Consider the following 19,429-nt stretch of genomic DNA (forward strand, 5'->3'; position numbering starts at 1 on the left):
ACAATGAGAGAATACATTTTTGGCGCAAATATACTGGAAAATTTAACTACAGGAATGTATCAAGATTCTAAAGTTATATATCGTGAGTACATTCAGAACGCCTGTGATCAGCTAGATAAGGCTTACGACATGGGACTTTTATATCCAGGTAATCCGAACAGGTTGAGTGATTTAGGAAGTGGTCGTATCGATATATGGCTTGATGCAGAAAAACGAACTATCAGCATAGAGGACAATGCTACTGGTATTTGTGAGGCGGATTTTGAAAAGACTCTTGCTGATATTGCAAATTCTGATAAGAAGATTGGCGAGAATAAAGGATTTCGTGGTATAGGGCGTCTTTGCGGTCTTGCATATTGTAAAGAACTTGTTTTCACATCTACAGCAGAAGGAGAAAATACTATTTCTATTATGAGATGTGACGCAATTAAGATGCGTGAATTAATAACTGCAAGTGAAAATGGGAAAAAATATACTGCTAGTGAAGTGCTTAGTAGTATCTATGAATTTGATTCAAAGAATACAGTAGATAAGGAGTCACATTGGTTTAAAGTGGAAATGATAGGGATAAACGATGAAAATACGGATTTGCTGGATTTTACTCAAATTAAAGAGTATCTGTCTTTTGTTGCGCCGGTTCCTTATCAAAACACCTTTATTTATCGTACCGAAATATATAAACATTCAAAAGAAATAGGTTGTAATATTGATGAATACAATATTTTTTTAAATGGTGAGCAAATATTTAAGAAATATAAAACTGCATTTAAAACCAGCAAAGGTGAAGATGAGGTTTTTAATCTTGCATTTAAAGAAATATATGATTCACATAATAATTTATTGGCATGGCTGTGGATAGGAGTATCTCATTTTAAAGCTGTAATATCAAAAGAATGTAAAATGAGAGGGCTGCGTTTACGTAAAGAAAACATTCAGGTTGGCAGTGAAGATGCTCTTCAGAAATTATTTAAACAGGATCGGGGGCACCACTATTTTATTGGGGAGGTTTTTGCTGTTTCAAAGGATTTAATACCTAATTCGCAACGAGATTATTTCAATGAAAATGTTACTCGAGTGGAATTTGAAAGAGAAATGCGTCAATATTTTAATGGAGAACTTTCTAAGATATATTATGAAGGGTCTGCAATTAACAGTGCGTTTAGTAAAATTGACAGCTATAAAAAGAAAGAAGCTGAATTGCAAAAGAAAAAAGAGCGAGGAGATTTTGTAGACGAAAACCATTTTCAGAACGCACTCGCGGAAGTTGAAAAGGCAAAAGCACAAGCAGAAAAGGCAACAAAAGAAATAGAAAAGAAGAAAATAAAGATAGAAAATGAACCGGATTCGGTAGTTGGGCAGGTTATTACGCGTATTGAAAAGGAGCGAGAGCAACGAGAAACAATAAAGGTAGAAAAACCGATTAAAGAGCCTAAACAATCAGCTTTGATAAGTCGGCGTGTAGACAAATTGTCGGCATATAAGAAAAGTGAACGAAAGCTGATTTCTAAAATATTTGGAATTATTGTTTCGGCTACTGACGAAAAAACTGCTGAAAAGATAATACGGAAAATAGAGGATGAATTACAATGAATCGTAAAGTATTATTAATTGAGCCTAATTATAAAAATAAATATCCACCTATGGGGTTAATGAAAATTGCGACATATTATCGGAAATGTAATGATGATGTACGTTTTTTTAAAGGTGACTTGAAAAAATTTGCGGCTCAGTTGCTTTGTGAAGAATTTTGTGCAGAAACAAGAGAACCTTCTTTTAAAAAATACTTCTCTAAACTTACTGAATATATAAAAATTGGAAAATATTCATATCTTGATATGATTCCTGATTTTCGAGGAAGTGAATATGAAGAAATAATTAAAACATATCGTCGAAAATATAAGAATAAAGAATTTCCGCAATTTGATGTTGTGGGAGTAACAACGCTGTTTACATTTTATTGGAAGCAAACGGTAGATACGATAAATTACGCCAAAAATTTTTGTAAAGCAGAAGGAAAAATGCTCGTTGGTGGTATTGCATCTACTATAGTTCCAGACTATATATATGAGGAAACCGGAATTAAACCACATAAAGGACTTCTTGATAAAGAAGGTGATCTTGATGAAGGCAATACTGATATTATAGATGAGCTGCCATTAGATTACTCGATTCTAGAAGAAATTGATTATGAATATCCGGCAAAAAATGCTTATTTTGGATATATGACAAGGGGATGCCCACGTAATTGTACGTTTTGCGCTGTAAAAACATTGGAGCCAAAATACAAAAATTATATAGGGATAAAGCACCAGATAGAATATGTTGATGAAAATTTTGGCGCACAGAAAGATTTGTTGTTGATGGATAATAATGTATTTGCGTCTAATTGTTTTGAACAAATTATTGATGAAATTAAAGAGTGTGGTTTTGGAAAAGGAGCTACATATATTCCGCCAAATGAATATGAGGTTGCTATAAAAAATTTGAAGGCGGGCTATAATCTTAGAGCATATATTAAAAAGATAATAAAACTTTATGATAAAATTGCGGAGAAACTCCCAGAGGAGGAATCTGGCCAGTTTTATTTACGTAGAGAAGAACGTGGGCTTCTATATGTGGAAACGGCAACCTGCGAGGAGATATGTAAGTTCGACGAAATAATTCGACCTTTGTACGATAAACTTTTTCATAAATCTAAAAGGACAAGGTACATCGATTTTAATCAAGGATTAGATGCAAGACTGGCAACTAAAGAAAAAATGAAAAAGCTTTCAGAAATTAATATTAGACCATTGCGCATTGCGTTTGACCATTGTGATTCTAAAAGTGTTGACTTTTATATTAATGCTGTAAAGAATGCCGCAGAATGTGGGATAACGGAGTTGTCAAACTATCTTCTTTATAATTTTGAGGATGAACCAAAAGAACTCTATTATCGAATGAGAATTAATATTGACCTTTGCGAAGAACTAGGTGTTACGATATATTCATTTCCAATGAAATATCATCCAATTAACGATCCGGAATATTTTAAGAACAGAAACTATTTAGGGGTACATTGGAATAGAAAATTCATTCGTGCGGTGCAGGCAGTTTTGAATTCCACAAAAGGGAAAATAGGGAAAGGAGTTGAATTTTTTGAAGAAGCTTTTGGACGTGATTTGAATGAATTTTATAAAATTTTGTGGATGCCTGAAACTTTTATTATATATAGGAGAAAATATGATCAAGAATTGAGAGAACGGCTTGCGGATAGATACAAAAAACATTCAAGTGAAGATTGTGATTTGGCAAATGAGTGGTGGGCAAAATTTTGTTCACTTTCTGCTAAAAAACTCGAGATTGCTAAGTCTATTATTTCTTTAAATAAGTTTAAAGAAGGAGATTATGAATGTACAGATAAAGAAATTCTTGATGTATTATCATATTATAGCATTACGCGAGATATTGCGAAAGGGAGTACCTAAGTCGGCGTACATTGGTAGAAATAATACAAAATATTAAATAGAAAGAGTCTAGAATAGATGAACATCTCAAATGGATATAAAGGTTTTCAGAATTGGTCAAAAAATAAAGATATGTTTCTGCAAATAATCGAAAGGCGGAAACAGCTATGAATCAAATCGAAAGAATAGCTCACAAATAATGAATTTCCTTTTCCTATGAGCCAGAAGGTAATTGCAAACAAGTCAAAGAAAGCGTGTTTTATTTGCAAACCAGATGCAGAGCATGCGAATATTTAAAGGGTTTTGACTAGCTGTACTCCCAAATTTAAGGGAATTATACTTGTGCGATAAAATTGCGACTGCTTTGATATTGACATGCAATTTTAAACTTTATAAAATGATAGAGTAATATTTATATGTTGCGAAGAGAGATTTCATCATAATGCATATAGGTGTAGAGGACAGTCAGAAAGGCTGTCCTTTTTCTTCCTAAATTTACGGATAGAGAATTATAGTATCATAAGATACGATGATAGGATGAATACTACTTTATATGCTTTTGTGAAAACCCTGACAGGGCAGCAGAAAATAATCTTAAAAAGAAAAATTGACACGAAATAGAACATAAGATAAAATAAAAGCAGAACATTTGTTCCTGAGAAACAACGATAAAAATAGTCGTTTTACAACCAAAAGTGTGTTTTACGATTTTTATTAGAAAAAAGATATTCTGATTACACGAAAAATTCGTGTAATTACTATTTAAGTATTCAAAAACAGCAGAAGGAGAAACCTATATGAGTGAAGAAAAAATCTTTAAATTAGTATCTCCATATAAGCCAACCGGCGACCAGCCGCAGGCCATCGAACAGTTGGTAAAAGGATTCAAGGAAGGCAACCAATGCCAGACTTTACTAGGGGTCACAGGCTCCGGCAAGACTTACACCATGGCCAATGTCATCCAGGAAATCCAGAAGCCGACTCTCATTATTGCCCACAATAAAACCCTTGCTGCACAGCTCTACGGAGAGTTCAAGGAATTCTTCCCGAACAATGCGGTGGAATATTTCGTCTCTTATTACGACTACTACCAGCCCGAAGCCTACGTCCCCTCATCCGACACCTATATAGCAAAAGACTCCTCAGTCAACGATGAGATCGACAAGCTCCGTCTCTCCGCTACATCCTCCCTGAGTGAGCGGAAGGATGTTATCATTATTTCCAGTGTTTCCTGCATTTACGGCATTGGAAGCCCCAAGGATTACCAGAACATGATCATCTCTCTCCGTCCGGGTATGGAAAAGGACAGGGATGACGTGGTGCGGGAGCTGATCGACATCCAGTATGACAGAAATGACATGGACTTTCACCGCGGTACCTTCCGCGTGCGCGGGGATGTGCTGGAGATCTTTCCGGCGGATTATACAGACATGGCAGTGCGGGTGGAATTTTTCGGGGATGAGATTGACAGGATCACACAGATTGACACCCTGACTGGTGAGATCAAGTCCCAGCTCAATCACATTGCCATTTTCCCGGCCTCCCACTATGTAGTTCCCATTGAGCAGATACGGAAGGCGGCTGTGAATATTGAGGAGGAGTTAAAAGAGCGGGTGGACTATTTCCGCAGTGAGGACAAACTGCTGGAAGCACAGAGGATTTCCGAGAGGACCAACTTTGATATAGAAATGCTGAAAGAGACGGGATTCTGTTCGGGGATCGAGAACTATTCCCGCCATTTATCCGGTCTGGAACCTGGGGAGGCACCCTATACCCTCATGGACTATTTCGGGGATGACTATCTGATCATTGTGGATGAATCCCACAAGACCATTCCCCAGATACGAGGTATGTATGCAGGTGACCGCTCCAGGAAGAGCACACTGGTTGACTACGGTTTCCGCCTGCCGTCAGCCCTTGATAACCGCCCACTGAATTTTGAGGAGTTTGAGAACAAAATAGACCAGATCATGTTTGTATCTGCCACGCCAGGGGACTATGAGGCGAATCATGAACTGCTGCGCGCAGAGCAGATCATCCGGCCCACAGGACTTCTGGACCCCATGGTGGAGGTGCGCCCTGTTGCTGGACAGATCGACGACCTTGTTGGGGAAGTTAACAAAGAGGTGGAAAAAGGCAATAAGGTTCTCATAACCACCCTGACCAAGCGGATGGCAGAGGACCTGACGGATTATATGAAAGAACTGGGCATCCGCATTAAATACCTGCATTCAGATATCGACACCCTGGAACGTACGGAAATCATCCGTGATATGCGGTTAAATGTGTTTGATGTTCTGGTAGGTATTAACCTCCTCCGTGAAGGGCTGGACATCCCGGAGATCACCCTTGTGGCAATCCTGGATGCGGATAAAGAAGGATTCCTGCGTTCTGAGACATCCCTGATCCAGACCATTGGACGTGCGGCCCGTAACTCAGATGGGCGTGTTATTATGTATGGCGATAAAATAACGGACTCCATGCGCCTTGCCATTGACGAAACCATGCGCCGCCGTAAGCTGCAGCAGGAGTACAACGAGGCCCACGGCATCACACCGCAGACGATCAGGAAGGCGGTCCGTGATCTGATCAGCATCTCCAAGAGTGTGGCAGAGACGGAGAACAAGCTGATGAAAGATCCGGAGTCCATGAACAAGAAAGAGCTGAAGAAGCTGATTCAGGATGTAGAAAAACAGATGCGGGCAGCAGCAGCAGATTTGAATTTCGAGATGGCAGCAGAGCTGCGTGATAAGATGATAGAACTTAGAAAAAATCTGGAAGAGATTTCAGAGGATTGATCCGTCTAAGCCAGCATGTGTCTGAAAAGTCATTCCGGCAAATAGTGACGCGCCGTTTGCCGAACTCAATTTTCAGACACTGCGGGGCAGATATAAAATAAATTTCTTGTAAATTTATTCAGAATATTGTAATATTACTCATGGACTGTCCCCGGGCGGGACGGTAATACAGGACCGTGGCTGTTTAAAAATATCCAGCCAAGGCCTTTTCTTATGTGAAAATATTATTATTGGGAGGAAACCTATGAATTACGGTATTTTAAGTTTACTGCCGCCTGTCATAGCCGTTATCCTGGCGATCAAAAGCCGAAATGTGATTCTTTCCCTTTTCTGTGGAGGGCTTACCGGTGTATTGATCTTCAGCCATGGTAATCCGTTTTTGGCTGTGAAATCCATGATTGGTGATTATTTATTCGTGCAGCTTACAGACAGCTATAACGCAGGTGTGATCGTACTTGTTGTTTTTATCGGCGGATTTATCAAACTCATGGAAAAGTCAGGAGGGGCACAGGCTTTTGGACAGAGCGCATACCGCTATGTGAACACAAAGCTGAAAGCACAGCTCTGCGCCTGGGCCGGGGGCATCATTATTTTCTTTTCGGATTTGGGCACCCCGCTTCTGGTAGGGCCTGTGTTTCGGCCTCTGTTTGACAAACTGAAGATTTCCAGGGAAAAACTGGCCTGGATCCTGGACTCCACGTCCTCACCGGTGGCTATTTTGATTCCTTTTATCGGCTGGGGCGTATACATTATGGGGCTTATCCAATCAGAGTTTGATAACCTGGGGGTAAAAGCATCGGATTACACTACATTTGTCCGGGCAATTCCCTTCCAGATCTACGCCATCCTGGCTATCCTCATGATTCCGCTCATAGCCTTTACAAAAATAGACTTTTTCCAGATGAAAAAAGCAGAACAAAAGGCTGAAAAAGAAAAGGCGGATTACAGCTTTGAAGAGCATGTGGAGAAAGAGGAGAACACCGGAGCATATTCCAAAAAGAACGCAAAACCCATTATGGTGATCCTTCCTATTGTAGTTGTATTCGTAACATTGTTTGCTACGCTGGCGCCATTGGGATTTCCCTTTAAAAAAGTGGACGGCAATGAATTCAGGGTTGCGCTTACCATGGGATACTTTTTCGGGGCATTGGTACTGATCCTTATGATATGCCTCTTTAAGGTTATGAACTTCAGTGAGACCTTCAAAGTATATGTGGGCGGTATGAAAGGCATGACGGACGTGGCCATCACCCTGATCCTTGCCTGGTCTCTGGGAAGCATGATCAGTGAGCTGGGTACGGCACAGTTCATTGTGGATGTGCTGAAATCCATGAGCTTTTCCGCAGCGCTGGTTCCTGCGGCTATCTTCCTGTTTGGGGCATTTGTGTCCTTCTCCACAGGCAGCTCCTGGGGAACTTTCGCAATTATGATGCCTCTTGCCATACCAATGGCCCAGGCATTCTCCATACCGTTTGCCATAGCAGTGGGCGCGGTTCTCTCCGGCGGCCTGTTCGGAGACCATTGCTCCCCGATCTCTGATACCACCATTCTGTCCTCCACAGGTGCAGAATGTGATCTGGTGGAACATGTAAGGACCCAGCTTCCCTACGCGCTGGTGAACGGTGTGATCGCTCTCATTGCTTTTATTATCGCAGGGGCAACGAAAAGCGCCGCTTCCCTGGGATTTGCCGTTGCGGTGCTGGTTATCGTGGTATTTGTTATCAATAAAGTATTTAATAAAAAAGCAGCAGTATGATATACGGCTGGCGCATCGTTTCTAACGGTCCGCCGGCTGTTTTGTTATACAGAAAAGTCCGCCGGGCGGAATGGGCGCACGTCATCAAATCTTCCTGTTTTACAAAATATCAAATAGTTTGAAACATTTCCGGCAAACTTCCTGTCTAATAAGCAGAAACATGAAAAACATGTGGAAACGTACGTGCGGAAGAAAGGAACCTGATATGAATGATCTTATAAAAAAAGCGCAGGAGCGGGATGCGGATGCATTCACGGAACTGATGCAGTCCCAGATGCAGAATATGTATAAAGCTGCGCGTTCTCTGCTTTCCAATGAGGAGGACGCAGCTGACGCCATCTCGGAAACCATCCTCACCTGCTGGGAAAAAATAGACCGGCTCAGGGAAGAGAGGTATTTTCGTACCTGGATGACCAGGATCCTGATCAACAAATGCAAGGATATACGGAACAAAAAAGAGAACCTTTCTTTCACGGAGGAGATGCCCGATGTAGAGATAAATGAGGAGGGATACAGCAATCTGGAGTGGAACGAAGCACTGGGCATTCTGGATGAGAAGTACCGCACAGTGGTCATCCTGTATTATGTGGAAGGCTTTAAAATGTCGGAGATCGCCCAGATCCTGGATATCCCGGAGGCAACGGTTAGGACCAGGATCGCCAGGGCCAGAAAAACCATGGCTAAGGAATATTATCCGGAAGCGGAAAGGAGAAGATTGATATGAGTATGAGAGAAGAGGATATATTTGAAAAACTCAGACAGGATGTACCGATTCCTGAAACAGTACAGAAAAAAGCAGAGGATGCTTTTGCTTCTATAAAAAAGGATGCGCAAAAAAGACGCATGGAAGGGAAAATGGCAGTGAAAAGATCATCAGGCAGAATGCCGAAAAAGAAGATATGGATTCTCGTGGCAGCGGCTGTTCTTGCTTTTGGAACGGTTACAGCGGGAGCCGCAGTCTATATGCAGTGGAGCCATGGGCTGTCAGAGGGTATGAAAGCGGAACAGGAACAAATGCATAAACTGGAAGCAGATAATATGGCGTCACCTGTGAACCAAAGTGTTAGCGAGCAGGGGATAAAAGTCACGGCTCTGCAGAGTATTGTGGATAACTATTACGTGCATCTGGCATTCAAAGTAGAAGGATATGAGCCTGAGGCGGGAAAACAGCCGGATTTTGAAGATGTGCAGATCCGTATTGACGGTCAGGACGCCTCTGACGGAGATTTCAGTATTTCGAGAGGGTTCTACAACGGTCTGGTTCGGGGAAATGACGGCAAAGCCGTATATGCGGATGGGACGCCGCTCCCGGAGGAAGGACCTTTGGAAAAATATGTCCGGGAGGACGGCAGCCTGGAGTACGAGATCACACTGGCAAAAGAAAATGAAAAGGGATATTTTATCGGGAAACCGATTTCTGTTGAACTGAAAAACCTGGGGGAGATCACCATAGACGGTCATATACCGGATATAGAGGATACCTGGAGCTTTACCTGGACCTTGGGTGGTTCGGACCAGGTGCGGGAATGCAGTCCGGATCAAGAGCTGGGGGACAGCAAAGCCATTGTAAAACAGGTTGAAATATCTCCTATCTCCATGAGAGTCGTATATGATTTTCCAAGACAGGAGATAGAAGAAAAAGGATATAATGAATCCGGTGAAGAGATCATTTCCAAAACATATGCGGAAGCTCCGTGGCTGACAGGCGTAAGGATGAAGGATGGAACCACTTACATGTACCTGTACCGGGGACCGGGCAGTTCCGGGTATTTGTCAGAGGACAGTGATGCGTACGCGCTCACGTATGGGATTGACCGGATTCTGGACCCGGATCAAGTGGAAAGCCTTCTGTTTGTAAAATCTTATCCGGAAGGTGACAAGCTGCTCACAGAGGATGATCTCTACGTGGTACCCATTGAATAAATGACCACCGGCAAAAATTTCTGATATATTATAACAAAACAGAGGGAATGCTGTTAAGTATATACAGCCCCTCTGTTTTTTGTATGCCGTTTCTACTTTACCTATTGTTGCAGATTCTGAAACTTTCTAAAAAAAATATAAAGCCCTTGACAAATAAACACGCTGGTGCTATCTTTAGAACATAGATGTTAGCACTCCACACAAACGAGTGCTAACAACACCGGAAAAGAGATCCGGCCCTATCAATGCAGAAGCAGAAAGGAGATAATAATGGACAGTGAACTGGATGAGCGGAAACGAAAGATATTAAAAGCCATTATCCAGACATATCTGGAGACCGGCGAACCGGTTGGTTCGAGAACGATTTCAAAATACACTGACCTGAATCTCAGCTCTGCAACCATCCGGAACGAGATGTCAGACCTGGAGGAACTGGGGTATATAGTACAGCCCCACACTTCAGCAGGACGGATTCCCTCAGACACAGGCTATCGTCTCTATGTGGATGAGCTGATGCGGGAGAAGGAACAGGAAGTTTCGGAGATCAAGGAAATGATGATCGAGCGGACCGACAAAATGGAGAAGGTGCTCAAACAGGTGGTGAAGGTTCTTGCATCCAACACCAACTATGCAACCATGATCACAGGCCCGACCTATCACAGAAACAAATTAAAATTCATCCAGCTTTCCAGGGTTGCTGCTATGCAGCTGCTGGCGGTTCTGGTGATTGAAGGAAATATCGTTAAGAATCATATGATCACCCTTCAGGAGCCTATGGATGATGACACAATATTGAAGCTGAACCTGCTTCTCAATACCCAGTTAAACGGCCTCACCATTGAGGAGATCAACCTGGGCATGATCACCAAGATGAAAGAACAGGCAGGCATCCACAGCGCTGTTGTGGGAAGCGTCATTGACGCGGTGGCCAATGCCATTGCAGTGGATGATGATGAGGTGGAGATATATACCAGCGGCACCACGAATATTTTCAAGTATCCGGAGCTGGCGGACACCTCAAAAGCCAGTGAACTGATTTCCGCCTTTGAGGAAAAGCAGGAGCTGGTAGATCTGGTAAAAGATACTATGAATTCCGAAGAAAATACCGGCATTCAGGTATACATTGGAAATGAAACCCCTGTAAAGACTATGAAAGACTGCAGCGTTGTGACAGCAACATACGATCTGGGAGGCGGGATGCAGGGTACCATCGGTATTATCGGCCCCAAGCGTATGGATTACGAGAACGTAGTGGACAATTTGAAAACGCTGAAGACGCAGTTGGACAATATATTTAAGAAAACCTAGAAAGGCGGTACGGATTCGTGTCAGAAGAAAAGGAATTATATGAAGAGATGCAGCCGGATGCGGCTTCTGAAGAGAAAGCAGAAGAAATATTAGAGGAAGACGACAAGGCTCTGGCAGAGGAGGCCACCTGTGAAGAGGCCTGTGAGGCTGATGACCGGTCTGCGGAGGAATCAGAAGAGCAGACAGACGGGCAGGCTGACCAGGGAAAAGGAAAGTCAACAGAGAAAAAAGGCCTGTTTGGTAAAAAGAAAAAAGATAAAAAAGATGAAAAGATAGAAGAACTCACCGATATGGTAAAACGCCAGATGGCAGAGTTCGACAACTTCAGAAAGCGCACGGAGAAGGAAAAAGCATCCATGTATGAGATCGGTGCGCGTGAAGTGATTGAAAAGATCCTTCCGGTGGTTGACAACTTTGAAAGAGGTCTGGCAGCAGTTCCGGAGAATGAAAAGGAAAGTCCTTTTGCTGACGGTATGACAAAGATTTACAAGCAGATGATGACCGTCTTTGAAGAGATTGGCGTAAAGCCAATCGAAGCAGTAGGACAGGAATTCAATCCGGATTACCACAATGCTGTCATGCATGTGGAGGATGAAGAAGCCGGGGAGAGTGAAGTAGTTGAAGAATTCCAGAAAGGCTATCTTTACAAAGACCACGTAGTGAGACACAGCATGGTGAAGGTTGCTAATTAGTTTCAGAAGGTGCGCCTGAGGCGCAACTCAAATTCTCCGGCGGAACAGTCCGTTGGATTTTATCTTATAGATGAGACGCTTTGGCGGAGCGAAAAACCGCTGTGAACAGAAAAAGTAATTGATTTTAAATTCAGGAGGAATTTATCATGGGTAAAATTATAGGTATTGACTTAGGTACAACAAACAGCTGTGTAGGTGTTATGGAAGGCGGACAGCCGGTAGTGATTGCCAATGCAGAAGGCGCAAGAACCACACCGTCTGTTGTGGCTTTTACAAAATCAGGAGAAAGACTGGTAGGTGAGCCGGCAAAACGTCAGGCTGTTACCAATGCAGATAAAACCATCTCTTCCATCAAGAGACATATGGGAACAGATTACAGAGTGACCATTGACGATAAAAAATATTCTCCGCAGGAAATTTCCGCAATGATCCTTCAGAAGCTGAAAAGCGATGCAGAAAACTACCTGGGTGAGAAAGTGACAGAGGCAGTTATCACAGTTCCGGCTTATTTCAACGACGCTCAGCGTCAGGCAACAAAAGATGCCGGTAAGATTGCAGGTCTGGAAGTAAAACGTATCATCAACGAGCCTACGGCAGCAGCACTTGCTTACGGACTGGACAATGAGAAAGAGCAGAAGATCATGGTATACGACCTGGGCGGCGGTACTTTCGATGTTTCCATCATTGAGATTGGCGATGGGGTTATCGAAGTATTATCCACAGCAGGTGACAACCGTCTGGGCGGTGATGACTTTGACCAGAAAGTTGCAGATTACATGATCGCTGAGTTTAAGAAATCCGAAGGTGTAGACCTTTCCGCAGATAAAATGGCAATGCAGAGAATCAAAGAGGCTGCAGAGAAAGCGAAAAAAGAACTTTCCTCCGCAACCACGACCAACATCAACCTGCCGTTCATCAGCATGAACAGCAACGGACCTCTGCACTTTGATATGAACCTGACAAGAGCAAAATTCGATGAGCTGACACATGACCTGGTAGAGAGAACAGCAGAGCCGGTCCGCCGTGCGCTGTCTGATGCAGGCCTGAATTCTTCCGAACTGGGCCAGGTACTGTTAGTAGGCGGTTCCACACGTATCCCGGCTGTACAGGATAAAGTAAAACAGCTCACAGGCAAAGAGCCGAGCAAGACCCTGAATCCGGATGAGTGTGTAGCTCTGGGTGCTTCCGTACAGGGTGGTAAGCTGGCAGGCGATGCAGGCGCAGGCGATATCCTTCTTCTGGATGTTACTCCGCTGTCCCTGTCCATTGAGACCATGGGCGGTATCGCTACAAGACTGATTGAAAGAAATACTACGATCCCTACCAAGAAGAGCCAGATCTTCTCCACAGCAGCTGATAACCAGACAGCAGTGGATATCAACGTGGTACAGGGTGAGAGACAGTTTGCAAGAGACAACAAATCCCTCGGACAGTTCCGTCTGGATGGAATTCCGCCTGCAAGAAGAGGTGTTCCGCAGATCGAGGTTACCTTTGATATTGATGCCAATGGTATTGTAAACGTATCTGCAAAAGACCTGGGAACAGGAAAAGAACAGCACATTACCATCACTGCAGGTTCCAATATGTCCGATGATGATATTGATAAAGCAGTAAGAGAAGCTTCTGAGTATGAAGCTCAGGATAAGAAGAGAAAAGAGGCTGTAGACACCAAGAACGACGCTGACGCTATGGTATTCCAGACAGAAAAAGCGCTGGAAGAAGCAGGCGACAAGCTGGATGCCAATGACAAGACTGCAGTGGAAGCAGATCTGAACGCATTAAAAGAACTGTTAAACAGCTGTGCAAACACAGACGAGATCACAGATGCTCAGGTTGCTGACATCAAAGCCGGCAAAGACAAACTGATGGAGAGCGCACAGAAACTCTTCGCTAAGATGTATGAGCAGGCACAGGCTTCCCAGGGAGCACAGGCAGGTCCGGGTCCGGACGCAGGCGCCGGTACCCAGGGAGGAAATGAAGCATACGGTGATGATGTGGTTGACGGAGACTACAGAGAAGTATAAAATAGCTTTGTCAGTAAATGACTTGGATGGCATGGGGTGTTTACAGCACTCCATGCCTGACTGTATGTTTAGAAAGGAATAAGACCAATGGCAGATAAAAGAGATTACTATGAAGTCTTAGGCGTGGACAAAGGCGCTGACGACGCCACGATCAAAAGCGCATACCGTAAGCTGGCAAAGAAGTACCATCCTGATGTAAACCCCGGAGACAAAGAAGCGGAGAAAAAATTCAAGGAGGCTACAGAAGCCTACGGCATTTTGAGTGACCCGGATAAGAGAAGACAGTATGACCAGTTCGGCCATGCGGCCTTTGAAAACGGCGGTGCCGGCGGAGCTGGAGGCTTTGGAGGCTTCGGCGGATTTGACGGTGCCGATATGGGTGATATTTTCGGCGATATTTTCGGTGATTTATTCGGCGGCGGCGGAAGAAGAAGGGCCAACAATGGCCCTATGAAAGGTGCCAATGTGAGGGCATCTGTGCGCATTACTTTTGAGGAAGCAGTGTTCGGATGTGAAAAAGAGCTGGATCTGAATCTGAAGGAAAACTGTAATACATGTCACGGAACAGGCGCAAAGCCGGGAACATCCCCGGAAACCTGTCCGAAATGCCACGGGGAAGGCCAGGTGGTATACACCCAGCAGTCCATGTTTGGTATGGTGAGAAATGTACAGACCTGTCCGGAGTGTCACGGAACCGGTAAGGTGATCAAGGATAAATGCCCGGACTGCCGCGGAACCGGATATGTGAACCAGAGAAAGAAGATCCAGGTATCCGTACCGGCAGGTATAGATAACGGACAGAGTATCCGTATCAGGGACAAGGGCGAACCGGGAACCAATGGCGGACCAAGAGGAGATCTGCTGGTGGAAGTTGTGGTGTCCCGTCACCCGATCTTCCAGAGACAGGATATGAACATATTCTCTACCGCTCCCATTACATTTGCCCAGGCCGCTCTGGGCGGCGAAGTGCGCATCAGCACAGTGGACGGGGACGTGATGTATGACGTGAAGCCCGGGACCCAGACAGATACCAAGGTGCGTCTGAAAGGCAAAGGTGTGCCTTCTCTGAGAAATAAGAGTGTGCGCGGCGACCACTATGTAACACTGGTGGTTCAGGTGCCGACCAAGCTGAACGAGGATGCAAAGGAAGCGCTCAGAAAATTTGATGAGGCCTGTGGCAACCGTCCGTCCGGCAGCACAGAGAAAAAGAAAAAAGGATTTATGGACAAACTGAAAGAGACCTTTGAGGACTCATAAAAACAAGGCGCTGTGGAGAATACTCCACAGTGCCTTGTTTTTTGTGGTAAATATGCCTATGACTTTTGAAGGCTTTAGTCATCCTTAAAATTTTTCATGATTTTCTGGAGTGTATGATACAGCACTTCCATTTCGTCTTCTGATATTCCCTGCCATATCTGTTCATCCAGATCGGAAAATATTTTTTGCACACTGGCAGCCTTTTCTTTTCCTTTTTCCGTGATACAGACCAGGAAGGATCTTCTGCAGGAGGGGTTGACTGTTCTTAACAGATATCCGGCTCCCTGTAATTTGTCCAGGGTTCTGGACATGGTCGTCACATCCAGCATACACTTGTCTGCGAGCTGGCGCTGTGTCATGCTTCCCTGCTCCAGGAGACATTTCAGGATCTTGGCCTGCCCTTCGCCCACAGTGAGGCCCAGCTCCTGGAATTTTGGCCTTACTATTTTTCTGCGTTCTATGTCCATACCGTGCAGTATTTCTCTGATCTTACTCTTTTCCATCTCCATCACTCCAATTCAAATTGTCCTGTATACAGTTGATAATAGCGTCCCTTTTGTTCCAGCAGTTCATCGTGGCTGCCCCGTTCAATGATCTGCCCTTTTTCCAGTACCAGAATGGCTTTGGCATTGCGCACGGTGGACAGCCTGTGCGCGATGACAAATACGGTCCTGCCTTCCATAATTGCATCCATTCCCTTTTCGATCAGCCGTTCTGTCCTGGTATCAATGGAACTGGTGGCTTCATCCAGGATCAATACAGGTGGTTTGGCGATGGCAGCCCTGGCAATAGCCAGAAGCTGCCGCTGTCCCTGGGATAAGTTGCTCCCATCACCGTACAGCATGGTGTCATACCCTTCAGGAAGCCTCCTGATAAAAGAATCTGCGTTGGCGATCACAGCCGCTTCATGGACTTCCCTGTTGTCTGCATCCAGTTTTCCGTATCGGATGTTCTCTGCAATGGTTCCTGTGAATAAATGCGTATCCTGGATGACCATTGCCAGGGAACGCCTTAGATCATCCTTCCGTATCCTCTTAATATCAATACCATCGTAGGTGATCACGCCTGACTGGATCTCATAGAAACGGTTAATAAGGTTAATGATGGTTGTTTTACCTGCGCCGGTGGAACCGACAAAGGCAATTTTCTGTCCCGGTTTTGCGTACAGGGAGATATTGTTTAAAATTATTTTTTCCTGGCCATATCCGAATACAACATTCTTAAACTTCACATCGCCTTTCAGCAAAACCAGATTTGCCCCTTCCTTTCCGGGGACTTTCCAGGCAAATTGTCCGGTATGCCGGCTGCATTCTCTCAGTATGCCCTGTTCTGTTTCTACATTGCAAAGGGTGATGTCCCCCCGGTCGATTTCAGGGGCTTCCTCCATCATATCAAAGATCCGTTCTGCACCGGATAGGGCTGACAACAAGAAATTCACCTGCTGTGTGAACTGGTTTAAGGGCATGGCGCTCTGCCTTACATAGACCAGATAAGAGGCGAGGCTTCCGATATCCAGCATACCGAATACGGTGAACAGACCGCCCACACAGGCAGAGACCGCATAGTTTACATAGGATAGGCTTACGATGGTAGGCACCATCAGGCCTGCGAATGTCAGGGCGTTTGAGGACTCCTTTCTCAGGGACTCATTCATTTCACAGAAAGTCTGAAAATCCTTTTCCTCATGGTTAAACACTTTTTCCACTTTCTGTCCGGCCATCATCTCTTCCACAAATCCATTGATCCTGCCAATCTCGGCCTGCTGCCTCTGGAAATATTTTTTACTTTTGCTTCCGTTAAATTTGATAAACACAAACATAAGAAGAAGGAAAAAAACTACGATCAAGGAAAGCCTCACGCTTAAAACCATCATCATGACAACCGTACCGGTAAGCATCATAAAGCTTTGTATTATCATGGCAAAACTGTTATTCATTGCTTCCTGGACGGTATCCACATCGTTAGTAAAGCGGCTCATCAGTTCACCGTGGGTATGGGCATCATAATACCGCAGCGGCAGTTTCTGGACATGGGCAAACAGATCTGCCCGGATTTCCTTGATCACCTTTTGGGATGATTTTATCATTAATTGGTTATATCCCAGGGTTGCCAGCGCCCCGCATCCGTACATGGCGCCCATGGCTGCCACTGCTTTTAGAAGTCCCCGAGTGTTTCCGGGCAGGATAAACTGATTGATGACCGGCTTCAACAGATAAGTTCCCATAATATTTGCACAGGTGCTTATAAGTACCAGGAGGGCCACCAGGACAAACAGCCATTTATGCATTCCCAGATAATGAAAAAGGTTCAGCAATGTCTTCCCGGTGTTTTTGGGTCTTTTATATCCTACAAATTTTGCCATTACAGATCCGCTCCTTCCTTTTGGGATTCATATATCTGTCTGTAAATCTCACTGCGCTGCAGAAGGTCACGGTGCGTTCCGATATCGCTGATACGGCCGTCATCCAGAATGATGATCTGGTCAGCATGTTTTACGGAAGATATCCTCTGGGCAATGATGATCCTGGTCATATCAGGAAGGAATTCCTGCATCCGCTGCTGTATGAGCCCTTCCGTGGCAGTGTCCACCGCGCTGGTTGAATCATCCAGGATCAGTACCCTGGGCTTTTTCAGTAATGCCCGGGCTATGCAGATCCGCTGTTTCTGCCCTCCGGAGACATTCACGCCTCCCTGCCCCATCTCTGTTTCATACCCATCTGAAAGGCGTTCCACAAATTCGTCCACGCAGGCAATCCGGCAGACCTCTTTTACATCCTCCATGGAGGCGTCTTCTTTTCCCCATTTTAAGTTGGAGAGAAGCGTGCCGGAGAACAGGGTGTTTTTCTGTAAGACCACAGCCACGGCATCACGCAGGTGTTTGAGGGAGTATTCCCGGACCGGGATGCCGTCTATCATAACAGCCCCCTTTTCCACATCATAGAGCCTGGGAATAAGCTGGATGAGCGTTGTTTTGGCAGCACCGGTCTGACCTATGATCCCAACCGTCTGTCCCGGTTGGATATGGAAAGAGATATCCGTGAGCACGTATTCCTTTGCCTCTTTCTTGTATTTAAACCATACGTGCTGAAATTCAATTTCTCCTTTTTTGACCTGGATATCCCGGGCGTTTTCATCCGTAATATCAATTTTTTCGTCAATGACCTCCAAAATACGTGTTCCGGACGCCACGGAGCGTGTGAGCATTAAAAAGACATTGGATATCATCATCAGAGAGTTGAGGATCTGCAGCACATAACTTAGAAACCCGGTCAGCTCACCAACCTGCATCTCACCGCCTTTTATCAATCCACCTCCAAACCAGAGGATGCTTAAAATAGTCCCGTACATGACAAACTGCATTGCCGGCATATTCAGCGCGGCTAACCGGAAGGCGTGTTCAGACTGAGCTTTCAGGTTTTCGTTCCCCTTTTCAAACTTTGAGATTTCATAGTCCTCTCTCACACATGCTTTTACTACCCGGATAGCGGTCAGATTTTCCTGGATGATCCGGTTCACTGTGTCCACAGCCCCCTGCATTTTGGTGTATAAGGGTCTTACATGGGAGATGATCAGGAACAGCAGAATACCCAATACCGGCAGAGCTACTAAGAAGACCAGGGCAAGCTTTTTGTTGATAGAAAACGCGACTCCGGTGGCTGCCACAAGCATTACGGGACCCCTGCAGAAGGGACGCAGGCCTGTGGAGACGGAATTCTGGATATTTGTCACGTCACTGGTCAGGCGGGTGACCAGTGAGGATACCCGGAAATGGTCAATGTTAGCAAAGGAGTATCCCTGCAGTTTTTCATATTCCGCCTTCCGGAGTTCCGCCCCCAGTCCCTGTCCTGCAAGCGCGGAAAACCTTGCGCTTCCGATTCCGAGGACCAGGGCTATGGCAGCGCAGATCACCATCTGGATCCCTTTCATATAGATATAATTCTTGTCACCTGCCGCCACTCCCACGTCCACTAAATCTGCCATAATAAGGGGAACGATCAATTCAAAGACAGATTCCGCGGCAACACAGAAAATGGCAAGGGCCGCGAACTTCTTGTATTGATGCATATAAGAAAACAAGCGCCTCAACATTATTTGTTGTACCTCCAATTATTGTATATACAACAATTGTATGCTCCGCACTATGATAATGTCAAGAACTCTTTTTTTACTTGGGGGGATATGATACAATAAATTTATTGTAACGGTTCAGTACCCTCACAGTTAC

The 19,429-nt window shown here is 44.5% G+C and carries 13 protein-coding genes; 10 read left to right on the top strand and 3 right to left on the bottom strand.

What is annotated here, in order from left to right; genetic code table 11:
- Positions 1-3 precede the first annotated feature (3 nt).
- The 10 genes from C6P39_RS14360 (at position 4) to dnaJ (ending at position 15,204) form a co-directional block, all read left to right on the top strand.
- The gene (locus C6P39_RS14360; protein WP_104804223.1) at positions 4-1,590 is read left to right on the top strand and encodes an ATP-binding protein; all 1,587 of its coding nucleotides are present in this window, start codon (positions 4-6) and stop codon (positions 1,588-1,590) included.
- Positions 1,587-3,467, top strand: coding sequence for a hypothetical protein (locus C6P39_RS14365; RefSeq protein ID WP_104804224.1), 1,881 nt, complete (start codon positions 1,587-1,589; stop codon positions 3,465-3,467). The genes C6P39_RS14360 and C6P39_RS14365 overlap by 4 nt, the downstream gene beginning before the upstream one ends.
- Before the next feature lie 776 nt (positions 3,468-4,243).
- Positions 4,244-6,244, top strand: a complete 2,001-nt coding sequence (gene uvrB / locus C6P39_RS14370; RefSeq protein WP_104804225.1) for an excinuclease ABC subunit UvrB — start codon at positions 4,244-4,246, stop codon at positions 6,242-6,244.
- Positions 6,245-6,488: 244 nt separating this feature from the next.
- Complete coding sequence (locus C6P39_RS14375) at positions 6,489-8,000, top strand: Na+/H+ antiporter NhaC family protein (protein WP_104804226.1); 1,512 nt, start codon at positions 6,489-6,491, stop codon at positions 7,998-8,000.
- 205 nt (positions 8,001-8,205) lie between these two features.
- Positions 8,206-8,724: an RNA polymerase sigma factor gene (locus tag C6P39_RS14380; RefSeq protein ID WP_095172386.1), complete on the top strand. Its 519-nt coding sequence runs from the start codon at positions 8,206-8,208 to the stop codon at positions 8,722-8,724.
- Entirely contained in the window at positions 8,721-9,923 is a 1,203-nt protein-coding gene (locus C6P39_RS14385; RefSeq protein ID WP_104804227.1) for a DUF4179 domain-containing protein, read from the top strand. Before C6P39_RS14380 ends, C6P39_RS14385 begins: the two co-directional genes overlap by 4 nt.
- A gap of 270 nt (positions 9,924-10,193) precedes the next feature.
- Complete coding sequence (hrcA, locus tag C6P39_RS14390) at positions 10,194-11,231, top strand: heat-inducible transcriptional repressor HrcA (RefSeq protein ID WP_207657131.1); 1,038 nt, start codon at positions 10,194-10,196, stop codon at positions 11,229-11,231.
- A 17-nt stretch (positions 11,232-11,248) separates the two neighbouring features.
- Complete coding sequence (gene grpE, locus C6P39_RS14395; protein ID WP_104804229.1) at positions 11,249-11,923, top strand: nucleotide exchange factor GrpE; 675 nt, start codon at positions 11,249-11,251, stop codon at positions 11,921-11,923.
- Between the two features lie 146 nt (positions 11,924-12,069).
- On the top strand, positions 12,070-13,947 hold the full coding sequence (gene dnaK / locus C6P39_RS14400) for a molecular chaperone DnaK (protein ID WP_095172132.1): 1,878 nt from the start codon (positions 12,070-12,072) through the stop codon (positions 13,945-13,947).
- Between the two features lie 87 nt (positions 13,948-14,034).
- A complete protein-coding gene (gene dnaJ / locus C6P39_RS14405) occupies positions 14,035-15,204 on the top strand; it encodes a molecular chaperone DnaJ (RefSeq protein ID WP_104804230.1) in 1,170 nt (389 codons plus the stop codon).
- Between the two features lie 74 nt (positions 15,205-15,278).
- Here dnaJ and C6P39_RS14410 read toward each other — a convergent pair whose 3' ends face one another.
- Genes C6P39_RS14410 through C6P39_RS14420 form a run of 3 tightly spaced genes read right to left on the bottom strand, consistent with a single transcriptional unit; the run spans position 15,279 to position 19,293 of the window.
- Positions 15,279-15,707: a MarR family winged helix-turn-helix transcriptional regulator gene (locus C6P39_RS14410; protein WP_158661574.1), complete on the bottom strand. Its 429-nt coding sequence runs from the start codon at positions 15,705-15,707 to the stop codon at positions 15,279-15,281.
- A 5-nt stretch (positions 15,708-15,712) separates the two neighbouring features.
- Positions 15,713-17,566, bottom strand: a complete 1,854-nt coding sequence (locus C6P39_RS14415) for an ABC transporter ATP-binding protein (RefSeq protein ID WP_104804232.1) — start codon at positions 17,564-17,566, stop codon at positions 15,713-15,715.
- Positions 17,566-19,293 carry an ABC transporter ATP-binding protein gene (locus tag C6P39_RS14420; protein ID WP_104804233.1) on the bottom strand — a complete coding sequence of 576 codons (1,728 nt, stop codon included), beginning with the start codon at positions 19,291-19,293 and terminating at the stop codon, positions 17,566-17,568. Before C6P39_RS14420 ends, C6P39_RS14415 begins: the two co-directional genes overlap by 1 nt.
- Positions 19,294-19,429: the final 136 nt, after the last annotated feature.

Origin of the sequence: Blautia marasmi, from assembly GCF_900258535.1 — a bacterium.
GTDB lineage: Bacteria > Bacillota > Clostridia > Lachnospirales > Lachnospiraceae > Blautia > Blautia hominis.

Coding starts and splice junctions, on each gene's coding strand:
- C6P39_RS14410 (WP_158661574.1), bottom strand. CDS start 15,707: ATGGAAAAGAGTAAGATCAGAGAAATACTGCACGGTATGGACATAGAA.
- C6P39_RS14415 (WP_104804232.1), bottom strand. CDS start 17,566: ATGGCAAAATTTGTAGGATATAAAAGACCCAAAAACACCGGGAAGACA.
- C6P39_RS14385 (WP_104804227.1), top strand. CDS start 8,721: ATGAGTATGAGAGAAGAGGATATATTTGAAAAACTCAGACAGGATGTA.
- uvrB (WP_104804225.1), top strand. CDS start 4,244: ATGAGTGAAGAAAAAATCTTTAAATTAGTATCTCCATATAAGCCAACC.
- C6P39_RS14360 (WP_104804223.1), top strand. CDS start 4: ATGAGAGAATACATTTTTGGCGCAAATATACTGGAAAATTTAACTACA.
- C6P39_RS14375 (WP_104804226.1), top strand. CDS start 6,489: ATGAATTACGGTATTTTAAGTTTACTGCCGCCTGTCATAGCCGTTATC.
- hrcA (WP_207657131.1), top strand. CDS start 10,194: ATGGACAGTGAACTGGATGAGCGGAAACGAAAGATATTAAAAGCCATT.
- C6P39_RS14420 (WP_104804233.1), bottom strand. CDS start 19,293: ATGTTGAGGCGCTTGTTTTCTTATATGCATCAATACAAGAAGTTCGCG.
- dnaK (WP_095172132.1), top strand. CDS start 12,070: ATGGGTAAAATTATAGGTATTGACTTAGGTACAACAAACAGCTGTGTA.
- C6P39_RS14365 (WP_104804224.1), top strand. CDS start 1,587: ATGAATCGTAAAGTATTATTAATTGAGCCTAATTATAAAAATAAATAT.
- dnaJ (WP_104804230.1), top strand. CDS start 14,035: ATGGCAGATAAAAGAGATTACTATGAAGTCTTAGGCGTGGACAAAGGC.
- C6P39_RS14380 (WP_095172386.1), top strand. CDS start 8,206: ATGAATGATCTTATAAAAAAAGCGCAGGAGCGGGATGCGGATGCATTC.